Source organism: Chachezhania sediminis (assembly GCF_009765275.1).
GTDB classification, from domain to species: domain Bacteria; phylum Pseudomonadota; class Alphaproteobacteria; order Rhodobacterales; family Rhodobacteraceae; genus Chachezhania; species Chachezhania sediminis.
This window is the reverse complement of the sequence record NZ_VOPH01000020.1, coordinates 18,443-35,005: the sequence shown is the minus strand read 5'-3', so window position 1 is coordinate 35,005 and position 16,563 is coordinate 18,443. Positions and strand designations below refer to the sequence as shown.

Annotated in this window: 12 protein-coding genes; 1 reads left to right on the top strand and 11 read right to left on the bottom strand. The window is 64.1% G+C overall.

The window, feature by feature from the left end; genetic code table 11:
• Positions 1-405: 405 nt before the first annotated feature.
• The 9 genes from FQK05_RS25335 to FQK05_RS25295 all read right to left on the bottom strand — a co-directional run bounded on the left by FQK05_RS25335 (position 406) and on the right by FQK05_RS25295 (position 11,487).
• A complete protein-coding gene (locus tag FQK05_RS25335) occupies positions 406-1,422 on the bottom strand; it encodes an IS110 family RNA-guided transposase (protein WP_158972303.1) in 1,017 nt (338 codons plus the stop codon).
• 79 nt (positions 1,423-1,501) lie between these two features.
• Positions 1,502-1,666 (bottom strand): DUF6880 family protein, encoded by a 165-nt coding sequence (locus FQK05_RS25330; protein ID WP_158972301.1) that lies wholly within the window; start codon positions 1,664-1,666, stop codon positions 1,502-1,504.
• Positions 1,667-1,886: 220 nt separating this feature from the next.
• On the bottom strand, positions 1,887-2,924 hold the full coding sequence (locus FQK05_RS25325) for a nucleotidyl transferase AbiEii/AbiGii toxin family protein (protein ID WP_158972300.1): 1,038 nt from the start codon (positions 2,922-2,924) through the stop codon (positions 1,887-1,889).
• Entirely contained in the window at positions 2,921-3,586 is a 666-nt protein-coding gene (locus tag FQK05_RS25320) for a DUF6088 family protein (protein WP_158972298.1), read from the bottom strand. The genes FQK05_RS25325 and FQK05_RS25320 overlap by 4 nt, the downstream gene beginning before the upstream one ends.
• A gap of 142 nt (positions 3,587-3,728) precedes the next feature.
• Positions 3,729-4,133 (bottom strand): lysozyme family protein, encoded by a 405-nt coding sequence (locus FQK05_RS25315; protein WP_158972296.1) that lies wholly within the window; start codon positions 4,131-4,133, stop codon positions 3,729-3,731.
• A gap of 771 nt (positions 4,134-4,904) precedes the next feature.
• Complete coding sequence (locus tag FQK05_RS25310; protein WP_158972294.1) at positions 4,905-5,423, bottom strand: hypothetical protein; 519 nt, start codon at positions 5,421-5,423, stop codon at positions 4,905-4,907.
• Positions 5,420-8,413 carry a MobF family relaxase gene (mobF, locus tag FQK05_RS25305; RefSeq protein ID WP_158972292.1) on the bottom strand — a complete coding sequence of 998 codons (2,994 nt, stop codon included), beginning with the start codon at positions 8,411-8,413 and terminating at the stop codon, positions 5,420-5,422. The genes FQK05_RS25310 and mobF overlap by 4 nt, the downstream gene beginning before the upstream one ends.
• Position 8,414: 1 nt before the next feature.
• Positions 8,415-10,571: a type IV secretion system DNA-binding domain-containing protein gene (locus FQK05_RS25300; protein ID WP_158972290.1), complete on the bottom strand. Its 2,157-nt coding sequence runs from the start codon at positions 10,569-10,571 to the stop codon at positions 8,415-8,417.
• 187 nt (positions 10,572-10,758) lie between these two features.
• On the bottom strand, positions 10,759-11,487 hold the full coding sequence (locus FQK05_RS25295) for a DsbA family protein (RefSeq protein WP_158972281.1): 729 nt from the start codon (positions 11,485-11,487) through the stop codon (positions 10,759-10,761).
• Positions 11,488-11,573: 86 nt separating this feature from the next.
• On the opposite strand from FQK05_RS25295, the gene FQK05_RS25290 reads away from it, so the two are divergent.
• Positions 11,574-11,873, top strand: a complete 300-nt coding sequence (locus tag FQK05_RS25290) for a hypothetical protein (RefSeq protein WP_158972279.1) — start codon at positions 11,574-11,576, stop codon at positions 11,871-11,873.
• 1 nt (position 11,874) lies between these two features.
• On the opposite strand, the gene FQK05_RS25285 is transcribed toward FQK05_RS25290, so the two are convergent.
• Positions 11,875-15,168, bottom strand: coding sequence for a conjugal transfer protein TraG N-terminal domain-containing protein (locus FQK05_RS25285; protein WP_158972277.1), 3,294 nt, complete (start codon positions 15,166-15,168; stop codon positions 11,875-11,877).
• Entirely contained in the window at positions 15,168-16,517 is a 1,350-nt protein-coding gene (locus FQK05_RS25280; protein WP_158972275.1) for a conjugal transfer protein TraH, read from the bottom strand. Before FQK05_RS25280 ends, FQK05_RS25285 begins: the two co-directional genes overlap by 1 nt.
• Between the last annotated feature and the right edge of the window lie 46 nt (positions 16,518-16,563).

Below are 16,563 nucleotides of genomic sequence, written 5' to 3'. Positions count from 1 at the left end.
TTCTCAGCTCAATCGGCTACATGCCGCCAGCCGAGGCCGAGCGGCGATGTCTTGAACAAATCGAAGCTATGGATAAGGTCGCATAACGCGTTGAACGAAACGCTCTCCGGGCAAGCCGGGGCGTGTGTGGATGCCCCCTGTTTGGCAAGCGATATCTTCGGTTCGTTGGCGGGGTCTTCGATCGGACGTGTGTCAGGCCTCTGAGCGTGGCCTTCCATGACGCCACGGGCCGGTATGCTGTTCGGAAGGCTGGGTTCACATCGGTTCAGAGAGCTGCAAGCGCTCGAGCCCCGGGACTGAATCTCCCGCCTTGAACTTCGAAGTCCGTGTCGCCTACTCCTCGTCGATCGCTCACCCCGGCCTTGCGGCCATGTCGTGTCTTCGTCCCGCCACCGGGGCACCAGATCACGCCATTCGATAATCCTCTTTCTTTGTTGTCAGGGCCCAAATCATGCGAGCCATCTTGTTCGCCAGGGCGACGGCCGCGACCATCTTGGGCTTGCGCGCCACCAGCGCAGCCAGCCAGCGGTTCGCACTACCGCCCTTGCGAACCACCCAGCGGATCACGCTCATGGCACCGACAATCAGAAGGCGGCGGATGTCGGTCTGGCCCATTTTGCTGACCGAACCCAGCTTGGTCTTGCCACCGGTAGACCTCTGCCGGGGCACGAGGCCGAGCCACGCAGCGAAGTTTCGCCCGTTGTCGAATGTGTCGAGGTCCGGGGCGAACGCCGAGACCGCGCCAGCGGTGACCGGGCCGATCCCGGGGATGGTACACAATCTTCGCAGCTGTGCATCTGTCTTCGATGCCGCCTCGAGTTCGTCCGCCAGCTGTTCGATCACCTCGGTGAGCCGCGCGATTTGGTCGAGGTAAATCGCGCCCATTTCCCGAACCGGGCTTGGCAGGTCCGTTTCCTCGTCGTCCAGCGCGTTCTCCAGCAATTTCAGACTCGCCGGTCCCCTCGGTGCTACGAGTCCGAACTCGGCCAGATGCCCTCGCAGCCCGTTGATAAGCTGCGTGCGTTGCCGAACTAGGCATTGATGCGTCCGGAATGCGACCGCCCGCCCCTGGGTCTCGGCGCTCTTGACCGCCACGAAGCGCATGGTCGGGCGCAATGCTGCTTCCGCGATGGCCTCCGCGTCCGCCTTGTCATTCTTCTGACGCTTCACAAACGGCTTCACGTAGGCCGCCGGGACAAGCCGAACCTCGTGGCCGTGCCGTTGTGCCATCCGGCCCCAGTGATGCGAAGTGGCGCAGGCCTCCATTGCAACGATGCACGCGGGCTGGTCGGCGAGAAGCGTCGCCAGACGCGTCCGCGACAAACTTCGGTTGTATAGAACCGTCCCCTCCGGCCCAACGGCGCAGACCTGGAAGCTGCCCTTCGCCAGGTCGATCGCCAGCATGCTGATCTTCGTCGTCATCGGTGTGCCCTCCGTTCGGTTCCAATGGAACCATCATGGCATATGAGATGCCGTTGGTGGGGGCATCCACCGCATCAGTTCAGATGTCAGCTGCAACTTCCTTGGGACCTTGGGCCGCGCTGAGCTCCATTCTCGCGCGGCGCTGGAGAGCGGCGCTTCCCTGGACAAGATCCATCACCAGCGCGGCGAGCTTCTCCGCGCCAAGTTTTTCAAGATTGGCCTGGTTCAGGGTCGTCTTGGACATGGTAAAACGTCGGGGTCCATTGCATTGAGTTCCGAGGACAATGTCCTGCAGGCTTTGTTGCGGCAAGCACCGACGGCCGCTTCCCGGACGCCGCCCGGGACTGCCGAATGGCAGGTCTGGGCGGACATGCTCGCAAACGCCGGGGGTAATTGGTCTTCAGGTCTGGATCTCGACGTCCAGATATCCTGCTGGTTTTTCGCGAACCGCCACTTCGCCTCCATCATCCGTTGAGCCGATCTTCGATCTCGCTGATCGACGAAAGGATGTCTCCAAAATCAGGGGCATCGCCAAAAATCATCGCCTTTGTATTGGCGTAGTCCCGGGCTAACCGGTCAATCATGTCGCCGACAGGCCGAAGGGCGAACGTACCGGGTTCAGCGGCCGCGAGGTCGTAGTCCGGCCTGCTGAAGAACGTTCGGGCATGCTCAATGCATTCCGTACCCAGTGTCATATCGGCGACGGCCGAGGCGCCCATATGCGAGTGCAGGAGCGCGTGCAGATCGTAGTAGTGCCGGGAAACCCGCTGCCCGTCCTGACGAAGCTCCCCGCGCCGCTCGAACCAGCTGCGCAGGCCGTGGACAATCACGATCTTGTCCCAGAAGGTCCGCTCGGCATGGATGGTCGTGACATCCGGCACGCTGAGATCCAGTCCGTCGAGATCGGCATCAATGTAGGGCGCGATGGTGACAGGACGGTTCGGATCGAGGGCGGATTTCGCGCCTGACTCGATCTTGATTGCGGCCTGTACATACCCGCTCCCAGAGGCATCCACCCGCGGATACCAGACCAGTAGCGTCTGAGAACTTGGATCACCTTCGTCGACCTCGACGCGTCCAATCCCTCCCGTGTCAGCTGCCAGAATTTCGGATACGGCATCTCGCAGATCGGTGGTGATATAGCGGCTGCAATCCGCTGCAATCGCGTCAAGAGCAGCCTTCCGCTTCTTGCTGGAAAGTGCCGCGATCTCAGCCGTGCTGCCAGGGTGACCGAGGTCATCCCTGAAGACGGTGACGTCAATGTCTTCGGAGAACCGGTTGATCAGGCCATAGGCCTTCGAGAGCGACGTGCCGCCCTTGAAAAGAAGCCGCGGGCCGCCACGCGGCAGCCGATGGTAGAGGGCGTTGAGCGTCCAGCACACCCAGAAGTCTTTCTCTATGTTGATCAGGGGAGCACCCAGCCGCCGAGCGGTCGCAAGGAAGAGATCCGCGCGGTCGGCGGGCTCTGCGCGGATGACGTCCAGGAATGCGTCCGTCGTCATGTGCTTCTCTCCGCCACGGCTGACATGATCGGATTGCGCAGGATATCTTGCATCCAGATCGGCATGGCCGAGAGGCCGATGCGAAGGTCCTCGGTGAGGCTGGGTCCCTCGTCACTTTCGGTCAGGAGTTTTCGAATGATCCGATCGACCTTCGAGCGCTCGGTCTCGCCCTGCATGGCATCGTGGACCCAATGCAATGCCTGAACAAGATACATGCCGGGACGCCCGGCCCAGTAAAGACGGCTGGGCGCAGCATGCTTGAAGACGATCTTCTGGTTGCCGAGTTCAATGGGTTTCAGGCGGGCATCGACCAGGACCTCGATCTTGGCCGGAACGGCGTTGGTCAGTCCGAGTGTGTTGGCCGCGGTCATTCCGTCCACGACAAAGCGTGCCTTGTCGCGCCGTGCGACAGCTTCGATGACAGCGCGGTAATCCGGTGCCGACGGTCTCCCGGTCAGCGTGTTGGGTCGTGGCTTGTCGTAGAGGCCGCGCCCGATACGGCGGAGCGCGCCGGATTTTGCCAACCGCTGGAGAGCCTTGTCGACGGCCTCACGCGAGCCAGCATCCGCAAAATCGCCCGGCGTCCAGACCTTGGCAGGTTCGGCATTGATCCGATCAAGGATCTGGGTGGGCAAGGCCACAGGTGAACTGGTATCCATCATGTCCGAAGATTGACACATACTTCGGACACGCGCGAGTCCGAATTTTGCTACATATTTCGGACATCCGATGAAGAGCCTGATCGTCGTTGTTGCACACCCGGATTGCAAGAAGGAGAAAGCCCCATCAGATCGGCCGAGGCTTTCACTTGTATCGGATGCCGCTCCTCCAGCCCAACTTTGAACCCGTCCCGAAGATGGCCTTCACCTGCTTCGAGTAGAACGCCCTAGAGATCGTGGCCCGGTTTCCGGCATGCCCGTGATATGCCGACTTCCCACTTCGAAGCGGCAGCCCGGCCCAGATCCGGGCGAGCCGGTCCATGAAGGCGTCGGGATCCAGAGCGCCGTTCAGGAACTCGCTGTAGCCCGCATCGACCAGCAACACGGAGGCCATCCGGTCCTGGACCTGGGCCGAGAAGCGGGCGCCGTGCGGGAGCCCCAGACGTTGCTGCAGATTTCGGAAGGTCGAAGGTATGAACTGGTACCGGCCGATGGCGTGATGCTGGCCGGGGGTGCCCTTTACCCAATCGGTGATCTCTTCCATCGTCATCTGGGTCGGCTTCTGTCCCGGCTGTTTCCGCGCGCTGTGGTGGATTGCATCGTAGCCGGCATTCGGCGCTTCCGCGAAGGCGATGAGTGCAAAGAGCTGTTCGACCTGCGAACCACTCGGCAGCCGGAACGTGGCCGGATCCCGTCGCGGTCCGCCGGGAGCGCTCCGTTCAAACCAGTCGGCCGAAGACCACTGCGAAGCCGATCCCGGACCCGCACCGAGAACCTGCCATCCCTCCGCGGCTGCCCGTCGCTCCGCGCGCGGAGGTTTCGCCACGGTCCGGGAGGCGTCTGAGCGGAGGGGCCCGCCCCTGCCCCAGAAATCCGCCGAAGCCGTCTGTGGCGCCAGTAGCGCGACCGCAAGCACGGCACTGGCCGCGAGGCAGACAAAGCCTCCGCGGGTCCGTTCCGGAGCCCGGGCCGGGCACAAGGAGGCGCTCTGCGCCATGCCATGATCGGGATCTTGCAGAGCCCTGACTGACGGATCGGGCCTCTCAGATCCCGCCTCGGCCCTTTGGGCCTCAGAATTTTCTTCACACCTCATGCAGCTTCGCTGCCGGGCGCCCGAGCGCCAATACAGGAGGCAGTTCGAGCGCCTTGGAACGTGTTAGGCGTCCGAGCAAGAGATGGCACGAAGTGCCACGCCGTGGGCATTGATTTCATGTGATAATTCCTCGTCCCTGCCATCCCATGCCATCTCGTGCCACGGGCCTGCCACGCGATGGCAGGCCCGTGGCACGAGATGGCATGGCTTTTCCGCCTGGAAACACCGTCAGTCCCGTTCCCGCTCGGGGCGGTCCCGAAGCGCCTCAGGCGCCGTGCCACGGTGCATTTCCTCGCGGATCATTTGCACGACGCGGTCTTCATCACGGGTGAGATGCGCAACGTCATCCTGTGTCAGGACCTCGAGCTCATCGTAGATGTGTTCGGCGGTTCGGTGTCCAATCGCCAGGATCTCACGAAGGTCACCCTCTTCCCGGGCCTCCATCATCGCCGCGATGTAGAGGCGCGTCATGCGCATCTCGGCCAAGGCAACCAGGCGAAGCCGGTCCACCGTTCCGGTACACACCGCCAACTGCGCCTCGATCGCTGCCAGTCGATCTTCCAGACAGGTGAGATCTACCAACGGTCCCGGTGCGGCCCCGGGCACATCCCCCGATCGATCCGCCCGCTGCTGAAGGTCCAGGATCGCCTGGTCCAGGGCCATCGGACGGTTGCCCTCTGCGTTCTGGATGAGCCTGGCAGCTTCGGGCCCGAGGACGATCCGGAGGTTTGGGTGCTGGTCGTTCATCGCGTGATTTCCTTCTCTCTGGTCAGGATCTGCTCCATCCGGATTTCAGCTTCCCGAATGTCCCGCAGGACATCTTCCTCGCTGCGATCCGGCCATTTGCCGGGTCCCTCGGCATCTCCACGGGTTTCTATTGTGTCGGCCCTGTCCTTCGTGGCAGCCGACTTGTCCGCCTCTGCGTCGCGGTTGATCTCGGCCGGCGCCGTCTTTTCCAGGTCCTGTGCGACAAGGCTCAACGCGTGCTGGCGCTCGCCGGTCTCGCGTTCAACGGTACGCGCCAGACGTTCGACATCGTCCGTGAAGAGCACCGCTGAATGCCGCGCCCGACTGATGTCGACGTAAAAGGACTTCTGAGTGGCAAGCCGTTCGGTCGCGTTCATCGCGACGATGACACGGTCCACGCTCTCGCCCTGGGCCGCATGGGCGGTTACGGCATAGTCGTGCTCCATGCCGCGTGCGGCAGGGCCATGAAGGTCGAGGGCGCGGGTCTCGCCATCGGGCAGCCGGATCTCCAGTGCTCCATCCCGAAGGCCCAGAACCTCACCCGACTGACCGTTCGACACGCCCGCCACCCCGTCCGTGACGCGGAACCGGATCCGGTCGCCGACAGCCATGGCCCGCGCCTCGGACTCGTAGACGACCAGGGATCTTCCCAGCTCGCGACCTCGGATCATGGCGCCGAGCGGGAGGGTTACGTCATCGGTCGCACCCTGCCCCCGGACCACCAGAACATTCCTGCCGGCGTCGATTGCCGTGACCGCGTAGAGATCGCCTTTTCGCAGGCCATGCGTCTTGCTCGTGGCCGTGGCCTGCACCACGTTGCCGACCTCGAAGAACCGGGCGTCCGTCCGCTGGGCCCCTGAGAGGTTGCGGTTCGACAAGCCGTCGATCTGCGCGATGTCGGCCCCAAGCTTGCCTTCGATGCGAAGGCCCAGCCGGATCGCATCATTCAGCGTGGCCCGCGCCACATTTGTCGTGGTCAGCACGCGGGTGCCCTCCCGATCCACGGCCGGCAAGGACAGATACCGGTCGGCTGCCGCGGTCAGATAGGCGTCCGACTGGACCACGGATCCCGTGAGCGTCTCGAAGGCCGTGCGGATTTCGCCCCGGATCGTCTGATAGACGGCCGACCGGAGTTCGGGATCTTCCTGGCGGCGGATCTCGTCCATCACGGCCACGCGCATTCCCGCCTTCTGAAGGAGGTGGAAGGGCTGGCCCGCCGAAACCGCATCGAGTTGTCTGGTGTCGCCAACCATGACGACGCGCGCGGCGCCGGTGCGTTCGGCATGGGCCATCAGGTCGCGCATGTCGCGTGTTCCGATCATCGACGCCTCGTCGACCACGAGGATCGTCCGGCGGTTGTCCAAGGCTTGCGGATGGCTGCGCTCGGCCATGAGCAGGCTCTGGACGGTCTGGGTGGATGTCAGGACCTTGCCCAGTTCCCGAACCGCCTGATGGGAGGGCGCGAACCCCCTGACTTCGTACCCCGAGAGGCCGGCATAATGCGCCAACCGCTCGAGCATGAAGGTCTTGCCGGTTCCGGCATAGCCTTGCACCCCGACGAACCGCCCTTCGCCAGTGAGGGCGGTGGTGATAGCTTCCTTCTGTCCCTCTGTCAGGGAGGCGGTCCCCGCAAGCTGTCTCGCCAGCGCTCCGACCCCGCCGCGGTCCCTGCCCGCGTTGAGGTGGACGCCCTCGGTCCGTTCGGCCTTGCGCCAGGCCCGAAGAACTTCGCGTTCGAGCGCGACGCTGATCTTGTCGGTCAGAAGGTGCCCAGTCGGGTCATTGGTCATGAGCCCCCCGGTTTCGAGCCGCCGGTGGATCTCCTTGTCGACAGGAGCGAAGCGGCCGTCCTTCGAAAAAGCCATCGCCGCGACCGTGAGATCGGCGCGGCTATAGATCGACGCGCGCTCGTTCATATGGTCGATGGCCTTGGCGACCGCGGCTTCCGGGCCTTGCCCAGCGGTCAGCGTGCGACCCTCCAGGTCGGTCTTGTCGAGGCCCAGGATCGCCAGCACCCGTCCCAGAAACCCGTCCGGCCCGGACCGGTCGGCCCGGGACCGCACCTGGTCCTCGGGGATCCGGAGCGTCGGCGTACCATGGAGCTCGGCCTTCAGTTGGCCCAGATCAAACCCGGCCTCCTGTGCATCCCGGGACCATCCGGTCCGCAGGGCGTCACGGTCGACATCCTTGTGCTTGGCCGCACGCGTGGCGAGCGTCGCGCGGGCGGCGTTGGCCGGGGTGGCCGCCAGCCCCTTCCGATCCAGCGCATCGAGGATTTCCTGGCGGCGCTTCGAGAACATCTCGGCCAGGTCCTCCGGCACGGCCGAGACCTGGACCTCGCCATAGCGGCCCCGATGTGTGGCAATCCCATGCTGCTCGAGGCGCTGCTGGAACTCCGAGCGGTAGATCTCGGTGATGAGCTTCTGGTTGCGAAAGATCTCGCGGTTCCCCGCCGCGGTGTACCCGCCAGTGGGGTTTGCGACTATATTCGTGACCACGGCATGGCTGTGCAGGTTCGGGTCCAGAGCGCGAGACGTGTCATGCCGGTAAATCCCGGCAATGATCCCGGTGGGATGACCTCTTTGCAGCACGCCTTTCTCGTACCACCGTGTCGTGACGAAGCGCTCTTCCACGACGGACATGGCCAGGCGAACGGCACGGTCATGGGCCTCGATGATCCGTGTGTCACCCAGGACCAGGGCCGCGACAGAGGCCGTCTTCGACGCGGAAAACGTCAGATCGGTGCCCACGAAGTGCTTCCGCTCGCCCTCCTCGTATTTGCCCATCATCCGGCCGTCCGGTGCTTGCCCTTCCAGAAACGCCGTGAACCGCGCGTCGTCGACCGGGCCGGTCAGGCCCAACGCGGTCGCAGCCTTGCCGAACCATTGCGCCACGCCTTCGGCCTCGGGCGTGCCGGCCTGATAGTAGCCCTCTTCCTTGTAATAGCCGCTGGCAGCTGCCCCGGCCGAGACCCGCGAAACACTGAGCATCTTACCGGCGCTGGCCCAGATCGTCGGGGATGGCCGTCAGGGCGGATCTCCGGCGCCGCGGGCCAGGCCTTCCTTCGGCAGTCGTACCCTGCTCGCTCGCCTTTTGTGCCGTCGCATGCGCCTCCGTCTCCACCGCAGCACTCCCCGGAAACGGTATCCTGACCACCTGGGCCTTCGCCCTTGCCCCGCGGGACCCGGCGAAGGCCTGGAACGGATCCGGCTGACCAATATCCTTCAGGTCGAGGCCACGGACACGTTCCGTCGAGAAATGCTGCCAGAACCATTCACGGCGGGACTGGTCGTTGTCGCCCAGGATCTCGTCCTTCTCCTGCGGGCGCGCGCGGGTCAGCCAGCGGGTGAACTCGGCCAGCTGCTCGTCCGGGGCAATTGCCGCGAAGCCATGAAGGGGGCGCTGCCCATCGGTCCGGTCGGCATTCACCCCCATCACTTCCATGCTGCCTTCGGCAAAGCCGGTGCCCTGGTAGGGGACGAACTTCGCGACGCGGGTCCTGGTCTTGACCGGCAGAAACGTGACCTTGGCTGCCGGCGCATCGTAAGCCGGCCGGAAATAGGCCTTGAACTGCGGGAGCGACTGGATCTCGGCTGCGGTCACGATGGGACGGGTGGTGCGGCGGCCCATCATCGACACACCGTCTCGGGTCTCATTGGCGCCGAAAGAGAGGTTTTCCTGGATCTCGACCACGTCCTCCTCGCCCAGGGAATTGGAGGAGCGCATGGCCGTGGCGTGATCGGGCGTATTGAAGACGACCCGGTTGTTCAGGACGCCCGAGATCGTCTCGGCATCTTTCAGCCCGTAGATGCTCTCGAGCTGCGAGAAGACCTGGTAGCCCACCACGAAGGCGCCGCCGAACTGGCGGATCTCGGCTAGGCTTTTCGGGAGAAACGGCATCCGGTTCAGGGTCGGGACCTCGTCGAGGAAGAACCAGAGCCGCGGGTCCCGGCATTCTTCCATGGTCATGAGCGCGTTGGCGGCCACTTCGAGCATCGTCGAGATGATGTTGCGGGTGGCGGCTCCGTGTTCGGCACTGCCCGTGAGGAACACGAAGCCGGGTTCTTCGCGGATCACCCATTCCCGGATCGAGAAGGGTTCGGCATCGTCGCGCAGATATTCGAGAAAACTCAGGAGCGAGATCATGTTGGCGCGGATCGAGGCGGAGGTCTTGGCAACGCTCTCGCCGAAGAAATGCGCCCCCGGCGTGGGCTTGACGATCTCGGCCAGTTTCTCCGCCGGAAGCTGCATGATCGCCTCGCGCAGGGCGGCATTGGTACCCCGCCCCTGGCTCTTCAGTTCGCGGGCCGCGTACTGGAAGACGAGGCGCGCGGCCTGGGTCCAGAACGGATCGGTGGTGCCGGGCGGATCCGGGATCATCACTTCCGCGATCTGCGCAAACTGCGCCGGTCCCACTGCCTCGTGGAAGGGCGACCAGGAGAGGGAGCGGTTGTCGAACGGGTTGACGATCACGTCGGTTCCCGCGTCGTAGTGATCGCGGAGAAGCCCGCCCATCCGGTCGTAGACGATGGCCCGGCCGCCCTGGTCGCGGATCGTGTTCAGAAGTTCGTGCATGGCATTGGTCTTGCCCACGCCGACGGTGCCGGTGATCCCGATCTGTGCCTCGACGGCATTGGGCGGAAACGGGATGCCGGCCAGGGTGTATCTGGGACCGGTCTTGATCCCTGCCCCATGACGTTTCGCGTATTTGCGCCATTTGCGGGTCGACCAGTGCTTGAGTTCGGCCTGCGAGACGAGCCGCGCGCCCCGGACATGTTCCTCGTCGTTGATCTTGCGGCCGACCAACAGGAAGATCCCGGCCACGAGCGCGAAGGCCAGGGCCGCGGGGATTGCCGCGATCCAGGCGAAGCGCGTGGCCTGGTCGATATAGCGGGCGCGGAGGTGACGAAGATCCGGGTCCGAGAAGACCTCTCCGGCCGTCCGCTCCACCCGCTCTCCGGATGGATCAACGTAGGTGAGGCGCTGGTCCTCGTTGCCGCGGGTATTGACGTGGAAATCCGCGAGCCAGTGGACGCCGGTCAGGCGGATCTTGTCGATCTCGTAGTTCTGAAGGACGAGGACGGCGTAGGATAGGGTGAAGGCCGCAGCTGCGACGGAGACCGAATAGCGCAGGACCTGGGTGGCCATCCGGGTCCAATGTTGCGTGGTCTGACCGCCTCTGACAAGTTGGACATGTCCTCTGTTGCGCATTTGGTTGGTTCTCTCTTCCTGTCGCAGCAGGCACGAAATGGCCTATGTTCGTGCGGGGGACGGAAGCGATGGCCTGCGCGAGCAGGTCATCGCGGACCGCCCCCCGAACGCGTCTCTCTTGGGCTCAGGTCGGTGCCGGAGCCGGGGCCGCGATTTCCAGAAGCTCGGCGCCACTCCCCGCGCCGCGGACCATGCCCGAAGGTCCGACAAAAACCGGCGTGCCTGTGGCGCCCAGGCGCCGGGCGATCCGCGCCGCCTCTGCCAGATCCGCATCCGCGGCTCCGGCGCGGGCGCGTTCGAGGATGGTGTCGGCCACGAACCCTTCCGCCTCGAGGATCTGCTGAAGGGTTCCGGGGTTGACGGGGCCCGGCGAGGTCATGAGGGCGCTGGCCAGGCGGTCATAGGCTGCGTGCCCGTGGGTCGCCTTGACCGTCAGGGCAACTTCGGCAGCCAGCCTGGAGGCGGCACCCAGGATCGGGGTTTCGATGCGGACATATTGCAGATCCGGGTTGGCGGTGCGGATTGCTTCGACGGTACCATGGGCGCGGCGGCAATAGCCGCAATTGTAGTCCATGAGTTCGATGAGGATCGGTCTCGCGGGGTCGAGCCCGGCGAAGAGGTCGTCCGCCAGATCAGCGATCTGGTCCTGCGCCGCCGCGGCTTCCTTTTCTGCCCGCTGGCGCTCGAGCTTCTCGAAAACGCGGATCATGATGTCGGGCCTGTCGAGGAGGGCCTGTTCGACGCGCGCGTCGAAGCTCTGGCCTTGCAGGGTCTGGATCACGGCGAAGGCGCCGAGGCCCATGGCCACGACCAGCCCGGCCGACTGGAATGCTGTTCTGGAAATCTCCGTCATGGTCCGACCTCGTAGGCTGTACTGCTGGATTGGATTGAGGCGCGGTTCGCGCTAGAATTGCGCGCCCGAAGCGAAAGACGCCCGCCATGCCGAAGCCCCTGAAATTTCTCTGGACCGCGATCAGGATTGCCGCGGCGGCGGCCTATGTCGGCACCTTCGCCGTCGCGGTCGCCGTGAATGGCCCGGTGGCCATCGTCATGGGGGTCGTGGGGATGATCGTCGCCGTCAATTTCCTTGCGGGCAAAAGGGGCTTGGAAACAGGATCGTCTACGGAGCGTGATTTTCTCGCTGGAACGACTGACAGCGATGATAACCCATTTGCAAAACACGAAGAGGCCTACCGGTATGCGGATCCCGGAAATGTCTTCGTTGGGAAGTGGAGATGAATCACACGGCACTGCCTGATGTCCCCTTCACACGGCCTGTGAATACATGCCCCCCAATGGTGACGTTCGGCGCCTGCCGGCGGTAGGATTCACCCTCCAGCCAGTTGGGAAGAAGATTGGACTGCTCGCCGGCAGCGACATGGGCTTCCATGCCCTTGGGGGCATAGTAATGGGTGGCCCCACCGGTCGGATCTGCAATCCGGCCCGACGACACCAGGTCGACGATCGTTCCGATCTCCTCGTAGAGTTGGCTGCCCGGTTGAATGGCATTGGGGATGCTGTTGCCGCCGACGCCCTTGTTCCAGGCCGAGAACTGTTGCGGCTGGAGGCTGACCTCGGCCGCGGAATTCGACCACCTCGCATCCGCCACCCGGTTCAGGATCACATGGGCGACGGCGGCCTTACCCTGCCAGCTCTCGCGCCCCGCCTCACCGGCGATCGTGCGGATCATGATATCCCGGTCATAAGCTGAGAGCGGGACCTGCTTGGCGTAGCCACCTCCGCTCGACATCGCGATCTGTGTGGTCTCCAAGGCGCCGCGGAAGCCGGACCCGCCCCCGATATTCTGCGCTGAGGACGCCGAATACCCGCTGCGCCAGAGATTGAAGATCTGCGCGCCCGCGCCCCAGAGATCGACCAGGCCATCCTTCAGGTCACTGCCCTGATCGATGACCTTGGCCCCGAGACCTCCGACCGCGCCCTGGGTCTGTCCCTGCTCGACGGCGTCACGCGTCCCCGCGTAAGCGCTTTCGGTAGCCGCCCTTCGGGCCTCCAGTTGCGCCGCCTGACCCGTCGAGGCTCCTTCAAAGGTCTCCATGTTCCGGTCGTAGCGATCACGATGGGTCTGCCCGTCCGACATGCGCGGCGCGTTCTGCTGCGAGAGCCTGGGCGGTGCAGTCAGCCTAAACCCGCTCGACAGATCGCGCGATGGCTGGTTCAGGCCCAGGTCTTGAATGACTTTCGGCATGACCCGGTTCAGAGCCTCTTCCTGCTCGTTGAAGTCCTGCAGGGACTTGGGGTTGGTCAGGCGTGCAATTTCGGCCTCGGAATAGCCCATCTGGCGCCATTCGTTCTCGACAGCCGTACCGAGGGCGCGATCATAGTCGAGCCCGCGGGCATAGGTGCTGGTCTCGGCCTGGGTCAGGGTCTGCACCTCTTCCAGGGCGGAACCGTACTGCCGGGCCTCACGCTCCAGCGTGTCATAGCTCCAGCGTTCGCCCTCGCCTTCCGAAGACGATTGCGACGAGCTGTTGGAATTGCTGATCGTATCTACGGCCTGGCGGTGCTTCGATACCGTCTCTGCAAGTCCACTATCTTTAGCTGCCGTAGCGATACGACTGAAAGATTCCCGGTCCACGCCAGCGAAATCAGCGCCAACGCCTCCACCGTTTCCGGCGCCCTTGATACCAAGCGAAAGACCCATTTTGTACGCGGCATCTGTTGAAATGCCGTGCTGCTTAGCGAAACTTTCGATCTCGCTGAACGTCGTCCTGGCCTCTGTCTGCGCCTGTGAGCTGGTGTTGACGGACCGACCACTGGACGCCGTGGTCGTGTCGGCCAGCTGCGAGGCGAACTGGGTGTAATAGGAGGAGGCGTTGCTGAGCGCCTCGGAATAGTCCTGCCGTTCGGAATTGGCGCGCCGGATGGCGGCGTCCTTGCGCTCGGAGATCTCGGAGCGAAGCGAAGCGCCGAGCTTGACGTTCATACCCGAGGACGACTGCGCGGTGCCCGAGGAGAAGGTCTGGGACCCGTCGGCATTGACATGGGCCATGGCGCCGCCGGGCAGGCGGATGCTGGAGAGCCCGGTGTCCCGGAGATGCGACGTGTTCCACTTGTTGGCCGCGAAATTGTTCATCGAGGCATTGGCGAGCTGGATATTGCCTGTGGCGGCCTCGCGGCCGGTCTCGATGGCGGCACCCTGGCTCACGTTCAGCATCGAGGTCGCGAGCCCCGCGACACGGCCCGCGCCGAAGAGGATCACGGTGGCGATGAAGGGCACGGACATCATGAGGTAGCCGGCGATGGCACCGACATCCTGCTCGACGGCGCGGACCCCGAACTGATTGGCGAAGTTCAGGACATAGCTGAGCGTCGCGCCATCATAGCTGCCCATGGCGTCACGGTAGTAACCGGCCGAGGATTTCAGGACGATCGACTGGAGGATGGCCGAGAGGGGCGACCAAGCCGCCAGCCACAGGAACCCCCCGAAATATCCCTTGATCACGGTCCAGACGAGCGGCGTCATCATCATGATCACGGCGAGCGGGAAGGCCGCGTAGTAGAGGGCCTCGAAAGTGATCTTGAGGAGAGGCACCCAGCGCAGGGCCGAGATGCCGACGGCATTGTAGCTCGAGCGCGTCTGCGCCTCGGTCCGGGCCGCCTGGTAGGAAGTCATCGCGGCATTGTTGCCGGAGCCTGCGATCAGACGCTGGACGGCGCTGTCCAGCGCATTGACCAGCATGGCCTGCTTGATCGTGCCGACCGCGGTCGACGAAGTCACGCCGACAAAGGTTTGGAACTGGTTCAGCGTGTTCTTGAGAAGGTTCACCTCGGCCGTGGCATTGGCGAAGCCGGCATCATGGTATTTGGCGGCGGCCTTCTTGAAAAGGAGCGCCTGGACTTCCGCGTTGAGGCGCTTCTGGATCGCGGACCAGCCCGAGCGGCAGGTGACGGTCGCGTCAAGCACCGGGTCGTAGAAAGCCAGAGATTGCGGCGCGTAGCTTGCGATGAAACCATTCAGATCGCCGGACCGGGTCATCCCGCCCGTGTCGACGATGCCGATATTGGCGCCGTCGACCATGCAGTTCTCGAGATAGTTGACGAGGGTCTCCTGCATGACCGGCGTCACCGCGCGCCAGGTCGAGGCCTGGGAGAGGATCGAGGCCCCGAACATCATCCCCGACTTCTGGTAGGTGAGATCGGAAGGGGCCGCGAGGAGCGTCTCCATGTTCCTGGTCAGGTAATGCCCGGCCCGGGAGGTGAGCGAGCCCACGAGCGCCACGGACCAGGGCACGTTGTCGACGACACCGTAGACGCCCAAAGGGACCGTGGTGTCCATGACCGTGACCTTGGTTTTGACACCCACGCAGAGGCCCACGGCCAGCATTGTGCCCAGAAGATACTTGCTGACGGCCGAGGCCGACTGCGTCACCACCATCTGGAGCGCGCCCACGAAGACGCCCGCGGTGATCGCGGCACTGATCAGGACCCGGAAGTTCTTCGAGGTCGTGAGTGCCGCCAGATAGTTGAAGATGTCGAAGAGGATCGGGCCGCCGCCGACGGTGTAGATCTCCATCAGTCATCCCTTCCGCCATTGATGACAGTACTCCCGAAAACCGTGTTGGTGGTGGCGGCCAGCTGTTCCTTGGCGAGGCTCAGCCGTTCGAGGTTCCGCATGGCCTCGGCATATTTGCCTTGCGCCAGGGCGCGCAGGTCCTGAAGCGTGTTCTGGGTTTCCCGAACGGTCTTCTGGAACTCGCGGTTGATCTCGCCTGCGATGTCGACATTCGAGGCGGATTTGAGGATCTCGGCGACGGACTCGTCGATATAGGCCATCGCCAGATCGACGGCGACGAGTTCCGCCATCGAATTGATGTCGTCCTGAACGAAGCGGTACTTGTAGCTCTTGGCCGTGACGAGATGGTCGTAGATCGGAACCGTGGTCAGATTGATGAGCGCGATCGCGGCGGCCGGCGGGGCGGTGTCGTTCGAGATCGCATCCGACAGCTCCTCGATCGCCGTGGCCGTCACGGTGAAGAGCGCGTCACCGCCGGCGATGGTCTTCGATTTCAGGACGGGGTTCAGGCAGTCGGCGACCGTGTCGCAGACGAGCGTCGAATAGCGTCCACCTTCGACCAGAGCCTTGGCGGCTTCCGGCGACAGCGCGCGGGGCGGGATCGTCCGATGCGTCGGACCGTCATCGTCCGTGGCCCCCGCCCGGGTGATGACGGTGCCGGTCAGGGTCATGAAGAACTCGGCAATCGCGCGGTTCGAGGTGAGAAAGTTGTTCTTCTTGATGGCGCGCCAGGCATAGTTCACGTCCGTCGGGACCTGGTCCTTCAGGGCGCCGGTGGCGCCGTTCGTCGTCTCGGTGAACTTGCCGCCGGTCCCGCAGCCATGGGTCGTGGCGACCCGGTCGGCGAACTTGCCAGTATAGGAGCCGACGGTCCGGCAGATATGCTGCGATGCGCCGTCCATCTTGGGCCAGAGGGAGGCCGCGAGAAGCTGACCCGCCTCGCAGCTGTTGATATTGGCGGAATTGACCTGTTGGATCAGGTGACGAAGCCGCGAGACCAGGTCCTGGACCGTGGGCGACATGCTCTCGAGCGCCAGCTCGAAGGCGAAGCTCGCGGCGTTCTGCATGATGGCTTCCATCAGGGCCACCATCTCCTCCTCGGAAATGAAGCTGAAGGCGCCCCCGAAGATGTCGATCCCGCCGCAGCCAGCCCGGATCGAGGGAAGCTGGATCGCGGCCAGCTGGGAATTCCGGGGCTGGGTCCGCAGATAGAGCGAGCCCAGCGTGGCATAGCCGGCCTGCTGGCCCTGGAAAGCTGTGGGCTTCGTGACATTCACCCCGCCGCCCGTGCGTTCCCAGAAGGATTTGAGATCGGAGCCGAGATCGCCTGCGCACGCGGGCGCGGTCATTCCTGACAGGGTGACTGAGATGAGTGCGGCGGCGGCCCCGCGAAGA

Coding starts and splice junctions, on each gene's coding strand:
- FQK05_RS25335 (WP_158972303.1), bottom strand. CDS start 1,422: ATGACGACGAAGATCAGCATGCTGGCGATCGACCTGGCGAAGGGCAGC.
- FQK05_RS25330 (WP_158972301.1), bottom strand. CDS start 1,666: ATGTCCAAGACGACCCTGAACCAGGCCAATCTTGAAAAACTTGGCGCG.
- FQK05_RS25325 (WP_158972300.1), bottom strand. CDS start 2,924: ATGACGACGGACGCATTCCTGGACGTCATCCGCGCAGAGCCCGCCGAC.
- FQK05_RS25320 (WP_158972298.1), bottom strand. CDS start 3,586: ATGATGGATACCAGTTCACCTGTGGCCTTGCCCACCCAGATCCTTGAT.
- FQK05_RS25315 (WP_158972296.1), bottom strand. CDS start 4,133: ATGACGATGGAAGAGATCACCGATTGGGTAAAGGGCACCCCCGGCCAG.
- FQK05_RS25310 (WP_158972294.1), bottom strand. CDS start 5,423: ATGAACGACCAGCACCCAAACCTCCGGATCGTCCTCGGGCCCGAAGCT.
- mobF (WP_158972292.1), bottom strand. CDS start 8,413: ATGCTCAGTGTTTCGCGGGTCTCGGCCGGGGCAGCTGCCAGCGGCTAT.
- FQK05_RS25300 (WP_158972290.1), bottom strand. CDS start 10,571: ATGGCCACCCAGGTCCTGCGCTATTCGGTCTCCGTCGCAGCTGCGGCC.
- FQK05_RS25295 (WP_158972281.1), bottom strand. CDS start 11,487: ATGACGGAGATTTCCAGAACAGCATTCCAGTCGGCCGGGCTGGTCGTG.
- FQK05_RS25290 (WP_158972279.1), top strand. CDS start 11,574: ATGCCGAAGCCCCTGAAATTTCTCTGGACCGCGATCAGGATTGCCGCG.
- FQK05_RS25285 (WP_158972277.1), bottom strand. CDS start 15,168: ATGGAGATCTACACCGTCGGCGGCGGCCCGATCCTCTTCGACATCTTC.
- FQK05_RS25280 (WP_158972275.1), bottom strand. CDS start 16,517: ATGACCGCGCCCGCGTGCGCAGGCGATCTCGGCTCCGATCTCAAATCC.